The following is a 16,726-nucleotide window of genomic DNA, read 5'->3' as shown; positions in this document are numbered from 1 at the left end:
TGTACCGAAGGGGGCCACGATGGCCAAGCGTTACCACTGCCCGGTGGAGTTCGCCGTCGACGTCATCGGCGGCAAGTGGCGACCGGTGATCCTGGCCCACCTCAAGGAGGGCGTGCACCGTTATGGCGAGCTGCGCCGCCGGATGCCCGACGTCAGCGAGAAGATGCTGACCCAGCGGCTGCGCGAGCTGGAGGCCGACGGGCTGATCCTGCGACACGACCACGAAACCACGCCACCGCACGTGGAGTACCGGCTCACCGAGGAGGGCCTCAGCCTGGTCCCGGTGTTGCAGGCCCTCTACGACTGGGGCGCCGCGCGGGCGGCACGTACCGGCACCACCATCGAGGAACCCGGGTGAGCGGTTCCACCGGCTCTGCTGCCGTGCCGAATGAGCGCACGTTGGAAGAAGTCTCCGGCGGAGCGAATGCTCGATACTGCTCGACGTGAGTGAGACGGCGGGCCCGGACCGCTGGAGTCTGGCCAACACGGCACTGCGGACGGCTACCGACCGGTTCACCGCCATGGTGGGCACGGCACCCTCGTCAACGGTCAAGGTCACCGCCGACTGGACCCTGGCCGACACCGTCGCGCACGTGGTGTCGATCGCGATGCTGTACGTGTCCAGACTGGAGGGCCCCGAGGTCGCCATCCCGGTGCCGGGCCTGGAGGACATGCTCGCCGTCACGAACGTCGACACCGTCGCCGACGTCAACAACCACGTGCTCGCCCACTTCACCGAGCGCGATCCGGAGGTACTGCTGTCGCAGCTCAACACCGCGGTCGCCCGCCTCCTGGCCACGACCGCCGATCCGCGGTCGACGGTGAGTTGGCTGGGCAACGCACGGGTGACGGTCGGCGGCCTGTTCGCCCATCTGACAAACGAGCTACTCGTACACGGCTGGGACATCGCGCGGGCGCTGCGCCGGCCGTGGCCGATGCCGGACGCGCACGCCGCGCTCTACTGGGACCTGTTCATGTTCGACATGCTGCGTGACTCGTACGGGGTGCTGCTCAACACCGCGCTGCCGATGCCTCGCCACCACGTGTCGGTGCAGTTCCAATCGGGGTTCACAGCGACCACGACGCTGACGCTTGGCGACCGCAGGGTGTGGATCGCACCGCCCGACGACCCGTTCGACGTGCGCGTGCGGTTCCGGCCCGCCCGGTTCAACCTGATGATGTTCGGCCGGATCAGCATCGCTCAGGCGGTGCTGCGGCGCGACGTCGTCATCGGCGGGCCGAGGCCGTGGCGGCTCCCCGCCTTCCTCCGGGTGGTGCACATGCCCAACGGTCGGCTCGCGCCGAAGACATGATCTTGCGTCGCGTCAGAGCGTGCACCTGATCATGCTGGAGAGTCCGCGGCTAGACTGCGCGACCATGCGCTCCGGCGAGATCCTCGACCAGCTCGACGCCGCGGCCGGTGACTTCAGGTTCCCGGACCTGGGCAACGGCTACTCCTACGCGGTGGATGCACGGCTGCACGCCTACCGCGACGCGGACCGGTGGGCGCTCGTCGTCGAGGCGGTGGGCTACTCGCCCAGGGCCGGCAACCTCGTCGACGTCCTGTATGTCTTCGGCAACTGTCTCACCGAGGGGCAGCCAGGCCACGGCAACGTGGACTTCCTCGATCGTGTCGACAACTGGAACGATATCGAGGACATCGACGAGCCCGAGATCTACTGCGGAAACCCGATTGTCGTACGAGGTCGGCGAATGCCGGTAGCAGCCGAGGCGGGCGAGGAACTGGTCGACGTGCTTCGCCGGCTCGTTCCGGAGCACCGGGAGTTGCTCTTGGCCGACGAGGTCGAGCTGCGGCGGCGCATCCCGGCCGACCTCCCGGAGATCCTGCGGTTGGATCAGTGGCACCACCCGGACCCCGCCCAGGACGCCCTGCCCAGTCAATCAGTGACCTTCCGCCAGCTCGCCGATGTGCTGACGACGGGAGATGCGAGTCGGTACGCACCACACCTGCCACCCAACACGCACTGGTCCCACTGGCCGGAGTCCGGGAGCCTGTAAGCGCCCGCCTCGACCGGCAGACTGTCGGACCTCGGTCCCATCATGCCGTCATGTGCCGGCGTGCCCCCACACCAACTCGACTGGGGCGACTGAGTCGACCCGCTGTCGCCGGTGGATGAGTGTGCGGGGCGTCGGGCGTGACATCAGGGTCGGGCCGCGCCCCCGCTGGTGGTGCTCTCCTGCGGACGGAGCGCGGTCAACAGACTGTCGAGTTGGCCCCAGGCCCGCGCGCTGGCGACGTGGTCGATGTAGTCGCGGGACTCGATGATGAGCCCATCGCGGATACGCATCACGAAGACGCATGGCACCGTGAACTCCTCACCCGTCTCGGCGACCCGCCCCTGATAGGCGAACTCGGCGACAATCACCTCCGGGTCCGCCGTTTCGTGAATCGTCACGCCGACCGGCTTACGGTTCAGCGTCCGGTCGACCGGAGGCGACGCGGTGAAGTGCGCGTGCAGTTCGCTGCGGCTACGCAACGGCGGCGGGTTGAGCGGGTGCAACGGGTGCGTGACATGGGTGTGTTCGGCGTACAGGTCGGCCAGGTCCTCGTACGGGCCGTCGCAGACGCCGTTCACCAGTCGGAGGAAGGTTTCGCGTGGGCTGCTCATGTCAGGCTTTCCTCTGCTCGGTCGATGTCGGTGACAGGAAAGGCACGGCGCACTTCCGTCAGGAACTCGTCGCGCCGCGCGGCGTAGGTGCTGACCGCCGCCCAGAGCGCCTCCAACGCGGCCTGCAGCGGGTCCGACTCGCCGGCGGCCACGAGTGCCGGCAGCGCCATCGCGACCGGGTTCACCGGGGCGTCGAGCACCGCGCCGAGCGGATCAGCCGGGCCGAACCCGGCCGGGCGCACCGAGACGACGGCGTACGTGACGGGTGGCTCGCCCAGGATCCGTGTCCACAGCGCTCTGGCGTCGGCGAACTCCTCGGGCAGCGGCGTGCCCCGATCCAGGGCCGCCCACGCCGGTGCCATCCAGTCGAGGTCCGCGACGCCGGCGACGGTGAACGCCTGCCGTGCCGCCCAGATCGCGATCTGCCGCTGCGTGGCGGCGTCGGCCCTGGCCACCCCGTCGACCAGGTCCCGGTCCAGCAGGACGAGGCCGTGAATATTGCCGCGCACCTGTCGGAGCCGCTCACTCGGCAGACGGCCGCCCCAGCGCCGCAGCTCGTCGCGCCTGCGGTACTCCTCGTCGCGACGCTCCCGCTCCAACCGCCTGAGCTGCTCGGCTTCGACCTGCTCCCACAGGGTCGGCGCGGGCGGCAACCCGGCTGCCCAGCCGTGCCAGTAGGCGGCGGCCCTGCTGGTCTGGCGCAGGATCGCGTCGGTACGCGTCACGGCGTCGCTCGGGTCGTCGAACGTCGAGTCCTCCGGCCAGAAGCACAGCAGGTAGCGGTCCGGCCGCTGATCCATGTAGGTGTAGTCGCCGTCGTCCAGCTCATCGGGGTCGTGCCCGCCGAACGGGTCGCTCCCCGCATCCATGCCCGTGGCGCAGTACCGCACGCGGTAGGCCGGCAGCCGACCGGCGTCCTGATCTTCGGGGATCAGCGGCAACAGGGCGAGCGAACCTTCGCCCCAGGGAACCAGGTCAACAGCCGCGTCCCTCGGCCGAAACGACGCCTCCACCACCTCCTCCCACTCTCCCGTCGCGGCCGACGGCTCCCCGTCGTGCACCTCGATCCGGAGGTGGATCTGCCCGGTGTGCGTGCCCGTCATCAGGAACAGCGCGCCGGGGTAGCCGGCTCCGCAGAGGCCGTTCACCTGCCCGGCGAACGCCATCTCCATGTTCGGCAGTTCACGACTTGTCACGTAGATCTGCCCGTAGGCCACCGGAGCCGTGCCGTCGAAGAGAACGCGCATCGGCCGATCCTGTCATCGACCGGCGGGCGCCCGCTGCCCCCCCCTCGGCGCTCTGAGCTGGTTCACCCTCGGTGGCGTGCCAGATCCGTGCAGTGGGCCACCGAGGCATCGTCGGGAACGCGAGTGTCGGGGCCACCGCCCATCTGGGCTTCGGCCTGCCGGACGCGGTCGATGACGGCGGACGGTCCGTGGGCGGTGAGCAGCTCCAGTACGCCGGGCCAGTCGGTCAGGCCGTACGGGCTGACGATCCGGCTGGCGCCGTTGCTGAGCAACGCGACGCCGTTCAGGTCGTCAAGTGAATGGCTGCCGGTCACCGCCTCCCGTGCCGCACGCGGGTCGTCCTTGGCGATCCAGTAGCCGCCCGGCCGGTTGCGGCGAGCGCGTAGCGCGGTGGCGCAGGAGGCGCGGATGCGGTCGTACTCCACAGTTCCGGGTGTGACGCCACTCAGCGGCGATGAGCACTCCCGCCTGGCGATCACCTCGCGCTCGTCGGTGACCACCTGCGGGCCACCGCCGACCTGGTCGAGGACCAGGAACGAGTCCGCGAGCAGGAGATGGTCCAGGCGTCCCCGGTGGGCGCGGACCATCAGGACGGTGGCCTGCGGGCTGCTGGGGTCAGCGATGTCGCAGGTGGCGCTGTGCGCGGCGGCGATCTCGCCGATGGCGGCGGCGAGGATGCCCGCGAGGTCGCGTCCGTCGTTCCGCGACAGGCCGCCGAGCAGTACGCCGCCGAGGCGGTGGGTGTACCAGGCGACTCCGTGCGCGCAGAGCCTCTCGGCTCCCGGAATGCCGGCGCCGTCCAGCAGCACGACGGCACCCGGGACAGCACCGACGAAGTCCTCGTTCGGCCGGCCGGCCCCACCGGCGCTCGTCGCCAGGCTGACGTGCACTCGTCGGCTCCTCGCTCAGAGTCGTAGCGCGAGCTTGCCCACCGTAGCCCGTGCTTCCAGTTCCGCGAGTGCCTTCGGCCCCTCGGCGAGCTGGTAGGTGGTGGGCTGCCCGGGCCCGAGCACCCCGGCGGCGATGAGTCCGAACAGCTCACCCATGAGCTCACCGAAGATGTGCGGTGCGGCCTGGATGAGAATGCCGATATTGAGGCCGATGACGTGGAGCTGGTGCCTGTAGACCAGGTCCCAGTTGGTGATCGCGGCCTCTCCGCCGGCCAGGCCATAGACGACGACCCGACCGGTGACCCGCTTGGCCGCGGCCAAACTGGCGTCAAGGGTTGCTCCACCGACCGACTCCAGCACCAGATCGACGCCCGCGCCTCCGGTCAGTCGCAGGACGTCGGTGGCCAGGTCGGTGCTACGGGAGTCGACGACGTGGTCGGCGCCCAGGGCTCGTACCGTCTCGTGCTTGGCCCGTGAGGCAGTGGCAATCACTGCCGCGCCGTAGTGCTTGGCAATCGTCACCGCAGCTTGACCGGTTCCGCCGGCAGCAGCGTGGATCAGCACGGTCTGTCCCGCAACGAGGCCACCCAGGGGCTTGAGCGCAGCGAGTGCGGTCGGCCAGTTCACCAGCAGGCCCAGTGCCTGCTCGTCGGTCCAACCCGGCGGGACGGGGACCGCTGCGGCCGCAGGCAGCACCATGTACTCGGCAAATGCGCCACCGCCGATCGAGACGCCGACGACGTGGGTGCCGATTTCCAGACCGGTCACTCCTTCGCCGACGGCGGTGACTTCACCGGCGCCTTCGATACCGGCTAGATATGGCGGCTGCGGGCCGCCCGCGAACCTGCCGTGAGCCTGCGAGATGTCGACGAAGTTGACGCCGGCGGCGACGACCCGGACCAAGACCTCGCCCGGGCCTGGCTTCGGTACGGGCGCGTCACTGATCAGGCGCAGATCTTCAGGGCCAGTCAGAGACCTCTGCTGAAGGGCGCGCATGGTCGGGGCAGTACTCATGGCAACGGTCTCCTTATTGGTCGATCGGCCAACAAATCCTGCATGGCACCGCCGTGACGGTCAAGGTAATCTTGGTCGGTCGACCAAAAAATTCGGAGAACCGTCTGATGGCAGCACGCGGCAGGCCGCGCACCTTCGACCCGGACACGGCGCTGCGCCGGGCGCTGGAGGTGTTCTGGGAGCGGGGCTACGAGGGAACCTCACTGAGCGACCTGGCGCAGGCCATGGGAATCGCCTCGGGCAGCATCTACGCCTGCTTCGGCAGCAAGGAAGATCTGTTTCGCAAGGTCATGGCGCTCTACGGCACGACCTCAGGCGAGCCGCCCCGACGCGCGCTGCAGGAGCAGCCGACTGCCCGGGCCGCGATCCACGCCATGCTGCGCGCCACCGCTGATGAGATCACCCGCTCGGCGAAGCCCCACTACTGCATGCTCGTCCTGGCTGCGCCCACCGGAGCGGCGGAGAACCATGCGGTCCGGGAGTTCCTTGCCGACGGACGGCGCGGCCAGCACAGTGCCATCAAGGACCGGCTTGCGCGCGGTGTTGCCGACGGTGAATTCACCACGTCGTCCATCGAGCTCGACGCCCTCGCCCGCTACTACGCCACGGTGGTGCAGGGCCTGTCCGTGCAGGCGCGCGACGGGGCCACACGCGCCGAGTTGGAACGGGTCATCACCTGCGCAATGGCCGCATGGGACGCAATGACATCCACCAGCCCGTCTCGCACCTAGGAATCCAGGACCGAGATTCAGGTTCCGAGCTTGTGCGCAGAAGACGGTGTCCTACCCAGGTCGACGGGCGACCTGGCCGTCGGTGCCGGCCAACGCGTCGAGCAGCGGCAGCGGGTTGATGTAGTCGCGGTACGACAGGATCTGACCGCCCCGGACCCGGAACACGGCGATGACCATCTGCTCGAACGCCGCGCCTGTCGCGACAACGGTGCCGTGCGCCTCGTACTCCACGATGATCGTCTCCGGATCGACCGTCTCGTGCACGACCACGTTGCGATGGTCGGTGATCCTGATGAATCCCTCGGCCGTCGCGGTCAGATGCCGCCGGATCTCCGCGCGGCCCCGCACCCGGGCCGGCACGCCGGGCGGCCGGTAGGGCCACTCGATGTACGCGTCGGGGGCCATCAGCCCCACGAAGCTCTCGACATCCAGGTCGCGGCCCGCCCGCAACACCCGCTCGACGACGTCGCGTGACGTGGCTGTCATCGGCTCACCTTCCGAACGGACGGTCGACGAGGCGACCCAGCGCCGCATCCGTGAGGTCACGGAGCGGTGTCCATGGGCCATCGTAAGCGCCGTCACGCGGCTGCGGCGTCCCGTCACAGCCCCAGGAAACCCCCGACCGAATCGGCAGCTTTCTGGACTTGCCGGTCCATTATCTACGAGTCACAGTCTGCTGCAGTGCCGAGCACTGGCCCGGCTGTTTCCAGAACGACGGGGGAAGACCATGGATTTGCAGCTTGCCGGCAAGCGCGCTCTGGTTACCGGCGCGAGCAGCGGTCTCGGCGCCGAGATCGCGACGGTCCTGGCCGGCGAGGGCGTCGCCGTGGTCGTTCACGGCCGGGACCAGGCGCGTACGGAGCAGACCGCCCGGAAGGTAGGCGGGCAGGCCGTGATCGGAGACCTCAGGACCGATGTGGGCGCCGAGGCCGTGGCTACCCAGGCCGGCGAGGTGGACATTCTGGTCAACAACGCCGGCAGCTACGACCCCGAAGCAGGGTGGTCCGACCTGGACACGGACGCGTGGGCCGACATGTACAACCTCAACGTGCTCAGCTCGGTCCGCCTGATCCGACACCTGGTCCCCGCGATGCGGGCCAAGGGGTGGGGGCGTGTCATCCAGATCGGCAGCGTGACCGGTGAGACGCCGTCGGCGGGTCAGCCGCACTACGCGGCCAGCAATGCCGCCCGGCTCAACCTCGCCCGGTCGCTGTCCCGCGACCTCAAGCACACGGGAGTGACCTCCAACGCCATCGCGGCCGGCGCCATCCTGGTTCCCACCACCCGCGACTACCTCCTGGAACTCGGCCGCGAGAACGGATGGGGTGAGACGTGGGAGGAGGTGGAGCGCAACGCCACGCCGATTCGCGCCGGCACCGACGTCGGCCGCATCGGAGAGCCCCGCGAGTACGCCGACCTCGTCGCCTACCTCGCCAGCCCAATCTCCGGCTACCTGACCGGCGCCACCCTCCGGATGGACGGTGGCAGGTACGACCGGTAGCTGCGGCGGACGCCACCCACCACCGACGTGTCGTCGACGGTGCGGTGCAGGTCAGAGATCTTGCCGGACCTTCGCGATGTCCAGATCCAGTAAGGGGCCGAAGAACCTGGTGAAGTCCTCCAGGGTGTCCGATCGGAAGATCTCCCCCGTACCGTCCAGGACGGCCATCGCGCCCGAAGGAAGGTCGAACAGGTATCCGACAACCTCCTCGTCCCTGATAAGAACGAAGACCTGCGGCACTTCCGCCACGACAACCGTCGGGATCTCGGACATCGACGGATCGGTCATCGACCACAGCCCCCTCGGCCCGAAACGGACTCGCGGCTGAGGCGACTCCGACGACCGGCGACCACTCTCTCGACCTCGGCGATCCTCCCGATCCATTCTGCTGAACTGAGCATGCGTTCCTCCTGGCATCGACCACGGCTTCACAAGCCAACCTACCACTCTTATAAAGCCTGTAAAGACAAGAAGGGGTAGCCGTACACCTCGTGCGATCCCGGTGTTTTGCTGACCCGGTGCCGTACGAGCAGCCGTTGTGGCGACAGATCAGAGATGATCTGAGAGCCAAGATCAAGGCGGGGATTTATCCTGCTGGGTCCAAGCTGCCTTCGGTCCGCCTACTGGCCGACGAGTACGACACCTCGCACATGACCGTCAGACGTGCCGTCGACACCATGATCGAGAGTGGTGAGCTGATCGGCAGGGCTGGTAGGGGAATCTTCGTGTCGGAAACAGGTACCTGAGCGAACCGCCGGACGAAGCCAAGTGCTGTGACATAGCGCCCACACCCAGGGCCAACGAATCCGACCGCCAATCCCTACAGTCGGGCCATGAGCACCGACGACGGCGTACGGGTCTGGCTCCGCCGGCAGGGAGCCGAGCAGATCGCGCATCCCGGCGGCAACCTGTACGCCCACCTGTGTCGGGTCAACGAACGCCTGACCCTGCTCGGCTGCGGCAGTGACGTGCAGGCGGCGGGCCTCACCCACGCCGCCTACGGCACCGACGGCTTCGATCGCGCCCTGCTTGATCCGGCCGACCGCGCGGTGTTGCGGGATCTCGTCGGCGCGGACGCTGAGCAGCTTGTCTATCTCTACGGTGCCTGCGACCGTGGGCGTAGCTGGCGGGGGCTGGCCAGGACCGGCCAGGTGTTCGACCGCTTCACAGGTCAGGTACACACGCCGGATGCGGCTCAACTTCGGTCTCTCGTGGACCTGAGCATCGTCAACGAACTGGACGTCATCGAGCAGGATCCGGCCGTGGCTGCCCGGCACGGCGCCTACTTCCGGGAACTGTTCGCCTCCTGGGCCACACTGGCCCGCGAGCAGGTCATCCTCGATGCGCAGCGGGTATTGCGCAGTGACTGACGGTCGCGCACGCATTCGAGCCGTCTACCCCGGCAGCTTCGACCCCTTCACTCCTGGTCATGCGAACGTGGTGAACCGAGCACGCAAGATCTTCGACGAGGTGGTCGTGCTCGTCGCCGTCAACAGCTCCAAGCATCCGGGACTCGGCGAAGAGGAACGAGCGGCCGCGGTCCGGGCAATTCTGCCGGCCGACTGGACCTCGGTCACCGTTGCGGCCTGGAGCGGGCTGACCTCCAGCTACTGCCGTCGCCACGACATCGGAGTAATCGTCCGCGGCGTACGGAACACGACCGACCTGCGGGCCGAGTATGAGCTCGCCGCGATGAACCAGACGTTGGGGTTCCCCACCGTGTTTCTGCCCGCGCAGCCCGACCTGGCCGCAGTGTCGTCGACGGTGGCCCGCACCATGAAGGGGATGCTTCCGCCATGCTGATCATCGAGGGCGCGGGGCGGTGGACCGCACCCGCCGGCGCCGCCAACGACTGGGTCGAGCAGCTGAGAACGCCGGACCTGTCGGTGGGTACGTACTGCATCCCGGCCGGCGGTCTCGACGACCAGAGCCCGCACACCGAGGACGAGATCTACGTGGTCACCGCGGGGCGGGCCCGGATCGTGACCCCGGACGGCACGGCCGAGGTGGGGCCGGGTTCGGTGATCTTCGTGCCGGCCGGGGAGGAGCACCGGTTCGTCGACGTGACCGAGGACCTGGCGCTGCTGGTGGTGTTCGGCCCGGCATACGGCTCGCGCGCTCCGGGCCGGCGAGCCCAGTAGGCGGCCGTACCTCGGAATTGCTTGTGTTGGGTCTGTCCGAAACGATGGGTAGCCTGCCGGGATGGTAAAGGTTGTCACCTACCTGGAGATGAACGACGCCAAGGACCTGCGGCCTGGGAAGGTCGTGCCGGAACTCCTCCTGCGGCGCGTCGACGGTGGCCAGCCGCTTGTGCGCGCCACCAATGTTCAGGTCGGATCCCCCTACGGGTGGCGCAGTGCGTCCCGCACGAACGACGAGTGGCAGGAGCTGGTGCGGTGTCGTCCGCTGCGCCAGTACTGGTTCATCACTCTGAGGGACGAGACCGTGGGCATCGCCAATGTGGAGCCTCAGCCTGGCGGAGATGTGGAGATCACCGCCTTTGGGCTGCTACCGGAACATGTCGGGAGGGGTCTCGGTGGCCATGCGCTGACGCTGACCATCCGGCAAGCCTGGGACAGTGCGGCCGTGGATTCCCCGGCTGTCCGCAGGGTGTGGCTGCACACCTGCTCGTTCGACCATCCGAATGCCTTACGCAACTATCAGCGACGCGGCTTGACCGTCTATCGCACCGAGGTCGAAGCCGAGTGATGTCGGGCGCCGCGCCGCCGCGCTACTGACGGTAGGCGGAGAGGAAGGTGCGGAGCCGGGAGACGGCGTCGTCGAGGACGTCCGTGGAGGCCAGGAAGACCAGGCGGAGGTGGTCTGGTGTGTCGAGGTTGAAGCCGGTGCCGTGGGAAATCAGCAGGTGCTGCTGCTCCAAGAGGTCGATCACCAGGCGCTCGTCGTCGTGGATCTTGTGAACCTTGGGGTCGAGACGGGCGAAGAGATAGAGGGCGCCGGCCGGCTTGACGCAGTCGACGCCGGGGATGTCGACGAGGGACTGCCAGGCGTGGTCGCGCTGCTCCAGCAGGCGGCCTCCGGGGCGGGTCAGCTCCTCGATGCTCTGATAGCCGCCGAGCGCGGTCTGGATGGCGTGCTGGGCCGGCACGTTCGGGCAGACGCGCATGTTGGCGAGCAGCTGCAGCCCATCCAGGTAGTCCGAGTCGCTGCCGCTGAAACCGCTGGTGGCGAGCCAGCCGGAGCGGAAGCCCGCGGCCCGGTACGTCTTGGACAGGCCGCCCATGCTGACCACCGGCACGTCCGGCGCGAGGGCGGCGAGGGTGTGGTGCGTCGCTCCGTCGTACACAATCTTGTCGTAGATCTCGTCGGCGAAGATCAGCAGGTCGTGCTTGCGGGCAAGCTCGATCATGCCGAGCAGCACCTCCCGGGAGTAGACCGCGCCGGTCGGGTTGTTCGGGTTGATCACCACGAGCGCGCGGGTGCGGTCAGTGATCCGGGACGCCATGTGCTCCAGGTCCGGTGCCCAGCCCGCGCTCTCGTCGCAGCGGTAGTGCACCGCGCGACCGCTGCACAGGTTCACCGCGCCGGTCCAGAGCGGGTAGTCCGGGCTCGGCACCAGCACCTCGTCACCCGTGTCGAGCAGCGCCTGGAGCACCATCACGATCAGTTCGGAGACCCCGTTACCGAGCAGCACGTCGTCCGGCTGCACGCCGGGTACGCCAAGGGTCTGGTAGTGCTGGGCCACCGCGACGCGGGCGGAGTAGATGCCTCGCGCGTCGCTGTACCCCTGAGCGGCCACGATGTTCTGCACGACGTCGGCGACGATCGGCTCCGGCGTGGCCAGCCCCCACGGCGCCGGGTTGCCCAGGTTCAGCTTGAGGATCCGGTGCCCGGCAGCCTCCAGCTCCTGTGCCCGGCGCAACACCGGGCCGCGGATGTCGTACCGGACGCTCTTCAGCCGCTGCGCCTGCCGCATCGGACCCCCTCCGCGAAACGTCGTGTCTCCGATGATCGATGCTAGGGCGTCGTCCGGAAATGTTCACCGCTGAGGAGACTTGCCCTAGTCGGACAGGCCCGCCGGCACGGGCACCTGGAGGTGCGCCAGGAGGGCGGCGGCGACCTCACGGTCGAGGTCCACGCCCACCTCGTGGATCGCGTCCACTCCCAGGGAGCTGAACGCGCGACTGGGCTGCTCGATGATGAAACGCGCTCCACCGTCGGGTCCGTCGCTGATCATCGTCCGCAACGGCGCGTACAGCATGGCCGCCGGGTCGTGGCGGAACATCCGCTCGGCCGTGGTGTGGTTGCCCATCAGGTATTCGACGCAGTGCCTGGGGTCGCCCGCGAGGTTCATCATCGGGCGCAGGTCGCCGCTGCTCCAGTAGATGAGGAAGTCGTGCGGTGCTCGCTCACGCATGAGGGCGAGCACGTCGTCCCAGGGCGCGTTGCGGGCGACAAGCGCGTTGAACGCCTCGGCGTCGTAGGGCGGAACGGCCTGCTCGTACTGCCGCCGGAAATCCTCGAAGGAGCGATCGATGCTGATGTCCAGGCAGCGCGCGTGGTAGCCACGTTCGGCCCATCCGCGTTCCATCGGGCTTCCCCCACCTACCGGGCTATTTCCTGCAAGCTAGCAGCATTTGTCTTTTATGCGAGTTCAGTATCGCAGCACCGAGGACGGTCCGCTGGCGGTGAGGTGACCGTCGGCGCTCCCCGGCACGACGCGTTCGGCATGCCGGCCAGCCGCGCCACCACCGCCGAGCAGCTCGCGGAACAACTCTCCCGGGCGCTGGCGCAGCCCGGCCCACACCTCATCGACGCCGCCATCCCGGCCGCCGCGTAGGCGTCGGTCCGCCCGGCAGTATTGATCGTTTCCGCTGGCGCGTCGCGGGGAACTGCTCGGGAAAGGGGTGAGGGGGACAAACATGAGCCGATACGCACTGCCAGCGACCGCCCGAGCACCACGGACGCTCGCGCTGATCCTGCCGCTGCTCGGCACCATCGCGTTGAGCACGGCCTGCACGACGGGCGGGGACAAGGTCGATCCGGTTTCGTCGGCCGCGTCACCGACGACCGCGTCGGCCGGCGCGAGCCCGACCGACCAGCCGTCCGCGAGCGCCAGCACCCCGACGACCATCCCGACGTCGGCCTTCGTCGAGTTGCCGGCCGAGCTGCGGAAGTTGCCCCGACGGACGACGCCCGTCGAGGAGGCCCTGCCGAAGCTGTGCGGCAACGAGTTCGGCACCGGAGGCCGGCAGGTCACCGCGAGCGCGGCGATGACCGTCACCTACAAGAAGCCCGGTGAACCGGACGACTACACGCCGCAGGGCATGATCCATCAGACGATCTTCACCTTCGAGGGTGACGGTGCTACCGCCTACATGCGGCGTCTGCGCAGTGCCGTCGAGGCCTGCCCGTCGTACGACCAGGGCGGCAACCCGGTCAAGGTCGCGAGCAAGCCGTTGTCCGGCGTCGGGGACGAGGCGGTGCTGGTATCGCTCACCGGGGCGGCGACGAGCCTGAACGGCGAGCGCACCGGCGGCACCACGTCCACCCAGATCGCCGTGGCACGTGTCGACGGTGCGGTGACCGTGTTCAACGATCAGGGGTGGGAGGGCAGCAGCGGCAACCCCGAGATCCTCGACCGGACGGTACGCGACGGAGTGAAGACCATCGACGCCTGGCAGCAGTGAGACGCAACCGGGGGCGGTGCCCAGCGGCACCGCCCCCGGTTGCGGTGGGGCTACTCCCAGGCGCTCTGCTGGGTGGAGACGAGGTTGCCGGGAATGACCGTGCCGTTGGTGCTCCACTCGGTGTACGCCCAGAAGTCGCCCTCGGCCAGCGACCCGTTCGGCTTCAACGTGAAGTTCACGCTCGCACCGCGCTCCGTCGTCTTCGGTAGCGTCAGCGTGGCGGGCGAATACCTGCCGTTGCGAGCGATGATGGCGTGCCGCAGTTCGAAGTCGACGACCGGGCCACCGGGCACCTGCGCGAACACGTACGCGGTGTAGCGCCCCGGCTCGGGCAGGAACTTGTACACCTGCTCCGCGCTGGTCCAGTACCTGTCACTGCTGTAGACCAGCTTGTCGCCCTTGTACAGGTAGAGGTCGAGGTTGGTGTTCGGGTCCTCGGTGTTGGCCTCGACGACGATGCCCGCGGTGTTCGCCGGCACGGTGAAGTCGACCTTTTTCACGCCGGAGGCGCTGGGGTCGAACACGCCGCCGTAGACGCCGGCCGGCATCGAGTACGTCTTTCGCTGCACCGGCGTGTAACCGGTGCTGCGACCCGAGAGCGGCCCGGTGAAGCCCGGCTGGATCATGCCGAAGGAGCCGCTGGTCATCCGGCCGAACTCCTCGCCGTCGTCACCGTACGGCCGGGGGCTGATCCCCCACGGGCGGGCGGCGACCGGGATCCGGACGCTGTGCGCCTTGGCCTTCCAGGTGATCGAACCGGTCACGTACCGGTCCCAGGGGGCGTTGCCCCGGCGCAGCGTGATGGTGACCGTCGCGGACTTCCCCGGCGCCAGCGTCACGGACGCCGGCGTGACGGTGACCTTCATGCCGGGCAGGCCGGACACCGCCGACCGGTAGGTCTCCCGCGCCTTGCCCACGTTGGTGAGCGTGCGGGTGACTGTCACCGGGCGGGTGCCGTCGTACTCGCGCAGCGAGACGGCCGGCAGGTTGAGTTCCTTGCCGTCGGGCTGGGCCGTCTCGCTGAAGGCGACAAGTTCCGCCGCCGTCGGTTCGATGACCAGTCCCGGGTCGGTGGCCCGGGCCAGGTTGATGAAGCCGCTGCCCTGGTCCAGGGGGTTGGTGGTGCCGACGGTGTCGGTGGCGGTGGTCCGCAGCGCCGAGGCGACAGTGCCCGGCGTCCAGTCCGGGTGCGTGGCACGCAGGACCGCCGCCGCGCCGGCCACGTACGGCGACGCCATCGAGGTGCCCGAGTACGCGTCGTACTGCCGCCCGAAGTTGCCCGCCGGTGACACCGCGGCGATGATGTCCGACCCCGGGGCGACCAGGTCCGGCTTGAAGACGCCGTAGGTCACCTTGTCCGGGCCGGTGGAGGAGAAGTCCGCGACGCTGGGGACGCCCGGAACGCTGGAGCCGTCACCGCCGGAGCGCAGGGACACCTTCGCGTCGGTGGGGTGGCGCATGAGGTAGTTGAACAGAGCGCCGGCCTGCTTCTCCGTCGGCAGGTAGACCACCGGGAAGTTGTAGATCGAGTTGACCCGGTAGTTGCCTACCGGGTCGAACAGCACCATCGCCGCCCCGCCCTTGTCCTTGACCTCAGCCGCGGAGCTGAACGTGTTGGACAGGGCGCAGGCGACCACCTTGCCCTTGATCTTGGCCGCGTCCAGGCTGCCCGGCTCGCAGTACGCCGAGCCCAGCTCCAGCGAGCCGGCCTGGTCACCGAAGACCATCGCCCGCGAACTGCCGCCGGGCAGCACGTCCAGCGAGCCGCCGACCAGCTTCGTGCCGTCGCCCAGCTTGAGCGTCGCCTCGTCGAGGTTCGTCACCGCCGCACCGACGGTGGTCACCCAGGGCGCCGCGTTGCTGATGGCACCGCTCACGATGCCCGTGTTCCCCGCCGACGCCGCCACGAAGACCCCGGACAGGGTGGCGTTGAGGAACGCGATGCCGATGGGGGTGTTGGCCTCCCAGTCGCCGAGGTCCGAGCCGATCGAGAAGTTCAGGACCTGCACGCCGTCGGCGACGGCCGCGTCGATGCCGGCGATGATGTCGGCGTCGTAGCCCATGCCGGCCCAGAGCACCTTGTAGACGGCGATCTGGGCGTCCGGCGCCACGCCGGAGATCGGGTCGAAGCGCCGACCGTCGATCGTGACGTCCGAGACCGGCAGACCGGCCGCCGTGGAGGCGGTGTGCGTGCCGTGCCCGTTCGCGTCGCGGGGGGACAGGAACTCACCCTCGGGCACCGAGCCGCCGTCGGCGAGCCAGGTGTCGGCGAAGTAGCGGGCACCGACGATCTTGCCGTTGCAGTGCTCGGCCACGAAGGCCACACCGGTCTGGCAGGTGCCGTGCCAGTTCGCCGGGGCGGGCATCTTCTTGGCGAACGACGCGCTCTCCGGCCAGATGCCGGTGTCCAGGACCCCGATCACCGTGCCCTTGCCGGTTGCGGGACCAGGCTTGACCGGCTTGGCGGTCCGCTCGGCCGCGGACGCGACCGCGGCACCCGAGGTGGTGGCGGTCGGGGCGGTGGCGGCCGTCGTGGTGGTCGCGAGCGGCGACGCCGACCGGCTGCCGAGCGCCCGTGCGGCGGTGACGGCGCGAACGCGCTTGTCAGCCCGCAACGCGGTCGCCTGCTGGGCGGTCAGCTTCGCCGAGAAGCCGTTGAAGGCGGCGGTGTAGGCCGCCTTGACCTGGACACCGGCGGCGGAGGCGACGGCGGCCCGCTGCGTGTCGAGGTGCCGGCGGTACGCCTGCGCCGGTGCCGACGTCGCGTCCAGCCGGGCGCCGGACGCCGGACGGGTCCGCGCCAGCCCCGACGTCCCGCCGACGTACGTGGTCAGCGGGGCCTCGGCCAGCTCGACGATGTAGACGCCCGAGCCGGTCACGTCGACGGCAGCCTTCGGGCTGGCCGCACTGTCGTCGGGGCGACGATCGGCCCCGTCGGTAAGGGTGGTGCGCCGGTCGGACCCGGTGGAGAAATAACCCGGACCGCTGGTAGCGGGCCGGTCCCCCGGTGCCGCCGACGCCGATCCCGCAGCACCGGTTGTGCCGGTGATCATCGCAAGGAC

General features: G+C 69.1%; 21 protein-coding genes. 12 read left to right on the top strand and 9 right to left on the bottom strand.

The window, feature by feature from the left end:
* The first annotated feature begins 19 nt into the window (after nt 1-19).
* The 3 genes from ACLQ26_RS18915 to ACLQ26_RS18905 all read left to right on the top strand — a co-directional run bounded on the left by ACLQ26_RS18915 (nt 20) and on the right by ACLQ26_RS18905 (nt 2,019).
* Entirely contained in the window at nt 20-358 is a 339-nt protein-coding gene (locus ACLQ26_RS18915; protein WP_425745658.1) for a winged helix-turn-helix transcriptional regulator, read from the top strand.
* A gap of 85 nt (nt 359-443) precedes the next feature.
* Entirely contained in the window at nt 444-1,313 is an 870-nt protein-coding gene (locus ACLQ26_RS18910) for a maleylpyruvate isomerase family mycothiol-dependent enzyme (protein WP_425745657.1), read from the top strand.
* 64 nt (nt 1,314-1,377) lie between these two features.
* A complete protein-coding gene (locus ACLQ26_RS18905; RefSeq protein ID WP_425745656.1) occupies nt 1,378-2,019 on the top strand; it encodes a DUF7003 family protein in 642 nt (213 codons plus the stop codon).
* Between the two features lie 143 nt (nt 2,020-2,162).
* Here ACLQ26_RS18905 and ACLQ26_RS18900 read toward each other — a convergent pair whose 3' ends face one another.
* The 4 genes from ACLQ26_RS18900 to ACLQ26_RS18885 form a co-directional block, all read right to left on the bottom strand.
* Nucleotides 2,163-2,630 carry a nuclear transport factor 2 family protein gene (locus ACLQ26_RS18900; protein WP_425745655.1) on the bottom strand — a complete coding sequence of 156 codons (468 nt, stop codon included), beginning with the start codon at nt 2,628-2,630 and terminating at the stop codon, nt 2,163-2,165.
* Nucleotides 2,627-3,877: a hypothetical protein gene (locus ACLQ26_RS18895; protein ID WP_425745654.1), complete on the bottom strand. Its 1,251-nt coding sequence runs from the start codon at nt 3,875-3,877 to the stop codon at nt 2,627-2,629. Before ACLQ26_RS18895 ends, ACLQ26_RS18900 begins: the two co-directional genes overlap by 4 nt.
* 62 nt (nt 3,878-3,939) lie before the next feature.
* Nucleotides 3,940-4,767 (bottom strand): hypothetical protein, encoded by an 828-nt coding sequence (locus ACLQ26_RS18890; protein ID WP_425745653.1) that lies wholly within the window; start codon nt 4,765-4,767, stop codon nt 3,940-3,942.
* 15 nt (nt 4,768-4,782) lie between these two features.
* Nucleotides 4,783-5,781, bottom strand: a complete 999-nt coding sequence (locus ACLQ26_RS18885; protein ID WP_425745652.1) for an NADPH:quinone oxidoreductase family protein — start codon at nt 5,779-5,781, stop codon at nt 4,783-4,785.
* A 107-nt stretch (nt 5,782-5,888) separates the two neighbouring features.
* On the opposite strand from ACLQ26_RS18885, the gene ACLQ26_RS18880 reads away from it, so the two are divergent.
* Nucleotides 5,889-6,512: a TetR/AcrR family transcriptional regulator gene (locus ACLQ26_RS18880; RefSeq protein ID WP_425745651.1), complete on the top strand. Its 624-nt coding sequence runs from the start codon at nt 5,889-5,891 to the stop codon at nt 6,510-6,512.
* Between the two features lie 51 nt (nt 6,513-6,563).
* On the opposite strand, the gene ACLQ26_RS18875 is transcribed toward ACLQ26_RS18880, so the two are convergent.
* Nucleotides 6,564-6,998 carry a nuclear transport factor 2 family protein gene (locus ACLQ26_RS18875; RefSeq protein ID WP_425745650.1) on the bottom strand — a complete coding sequence of 145 codons (435 nt, stop codon included), beginning with the start codon at nt 6,996-6,998 and terminating at the stop codon, nt 6,564-6,566.
* 241 nt (nt 6,999-7,239) lie between these two features.
* Here ACLQ26_RS18875 and ACLQ26_RS18870 point away from each other — a divergent pair, with 241 nt between their 5' ends.
* Nucleotides 7,240-8,013, top strand: coding sequence for an SDR family NAD(P)-dependent oxidoreductase (locus tag ACLQ26_RS18870; protein WP_425745649.1), 774 nt, complete (start codon nt 7,240-7,242; stop codon nt 8,011-8,013).
* A gap of 51 nt (nt 8,014-8,064) precedes the next feature.
* On the opposite strand, the gene ACLQ26_RS18865 is transcribed toward ACLQ26_RS18870, so the two are convergent.
* Complete coding sequence (locus tag ACLQ26_RS18865) at nt 8,065-8,301, bottom strand: hypothetical protein (RefSeq protein ID WP_425745648.1); 237 nt, start codon at nt 8,299-8,301, stop codon at nt 8,065-8,067.
* Nucleotides 8,302-8,531: 230 nt separating this feature from the next.
* Between ACLQ26_RS18865 and ACLQ26_RS18860 the strand changes: the two genes are divergently transcribed.
* From ACLQ26_RS18860 to ACLQ26_RS18840, 5 genes are all read left to right on the top strand, one after another.
* Nucleotides 8,532-8,759 (top strand): GntR family transcriptional regulator, encoded by a 228-nt coding sequence (locus ACLQ26_RS18860; protein ID WP_425745647.1) that lies wholly within the window; start codon nt 8,532-8,534, stop codon nt 8,757-8,759.
* 87 nt (nt 8,760-8,846) lie between these two features.
* Nucleotides 8,847-9,383, top strand: coding sequence for a DUF6817 domain-containing protein (locus ACLQ26_RS18855; RefSeq protein ID WP_425745646.1), 537 nt, complete (start codon nt 8,847-8,849; stop codon nt 9,381-9,383).
* Nucleotides 9,355-9,816, top strand: a complete 462-nt coding sequence (gene coaD, locus ACLQ26_RS18850; protein WP_425745645.1) for a pantetheine-phosphate adenylyltransferase — start codon at nt 9,355-9,357, stop codon at nt 9,814-9,816. Before ACLQ26_RS18855 ends, coaD begins: the two co-directional genes overlap by 29 nt.
* A complete protein-coding gene (locus ACLQ26_RS18845; RefSeq protein ID WP_425745644.1) occupies nt 9,810-10,154 on the top strand; it encodes a cupin domain-containing protein in 345 nt (114 codons plus the stop codon). The genes coaD and ACLQ26_RS18845 overlap by 7 nt, the downstream gene beginning before the upstream one ends.
* Before the next feature lie 61 nt (nt 10,155-10,215).
* A complete protein-coding gene (locus tag ACLQ26_RS18840; RefSeq protein ID WP_425745643.1) occupies nt 10,216-10,722 on the top strand; it encodes a GNAT family N-acetyltransferase in 507 nt (168 codons plus the stop codon).
* 22 nt (nt 10,723-10,744) lie between these two features.
* On the opposite strand, the gene ACLQ26_RS18835 is transcribed toward ACLQ26_RS18840, so the two are convergent.
* Both ACLQ26_RS18835 and ACLQ26_RS18830 read right to left on the bottom strand, forming a co-directional pair.
* Nucleotides 10,745-11,950: a pyridoxal phosphate-dependent aminotransferase gene (locus tag ACLQ26_RS18835; protein WP_425745642.1), complete on the bottom strand. Its 1,206-nt coding sequence runs from the start codon at nt 11,948-11,950 to the stop codon at nt 10,745-10,747.
* 84 nt (nt 11,951-12,034) lie between these two features.
* On the bottom strand, nt 12,035-12,565 hold the full coding sequence (locus ACLQ26_RS18830) for a hypothetical protein (protein WP_425745641.1): 531 nt from the start codon (nt 12,563-12,565) through the stop codon (nt 12,035-12,037).
* A gap of 102 nt (nt 12,566-12,667) precedes the next feature.
* Here ACLQ26_RS18830 and ACLQ26_RS18825 point away from each other — a divergent pair, with 102 nt between their 5' ends.
* Both ACLQ26_RS18825 and ACLQ26_RS18820 read left to right on the top strand, forming a co-directional pair.
* Nucleotides 12,668-12,814, top strand: a complete 147-nt coding sequence (locus ACLQ26_RS18825) for a hypothetical protein (protein ID WP_425745640.1) — start codon at nt 12,668-12,670, stop codon at nt 12,812-12,814.
* A gap of 82 nt (nt 12,815-12,896) precedes the next feature.
* The gene (locus ACLQ26_RS18820) at nt 12,897-13,664 is read left to right on the top strand and encodes a hypothetical protein (protein WP_425745639.1); all 768 of its coding nucleotides are present in this window, start codon (nt 12,897-12,899) and stop codon (nt 13,662-13,664) included.
* Between the two features lie 50 nt (nt 13,665-13,714).
* Here ACLQ26_RS18820 and ACLQ26_RS18815 read toward each other — a convergent pair whose 3' ends face one another.
* Entirely contained in the window at nt 13,715-16,717 is a 3,003-nt protein-coding gene (locus ACLQ26_RS18815) for a S8 family serine peptidase (protein ID WP_425745638.1), read from the bottom strand.
* Nucleotides 16,718-16,726 lie beyond the last annotated feature (9 nt).

The sequence above is a fragment of the Micromonospora sp. DT43 genome, assembly GCF_049841645.1.
GTDB lineage: Bacteria > Actinomycetota > Actinomycetes > Mycobacteriales > Micromonosporaceae > Micromonospora.
The sequence above is the reverse complement of the archived record's forward strand: the minus strand, read 5'-3'. Positions and strand labels throughout refer to the sequence as shown.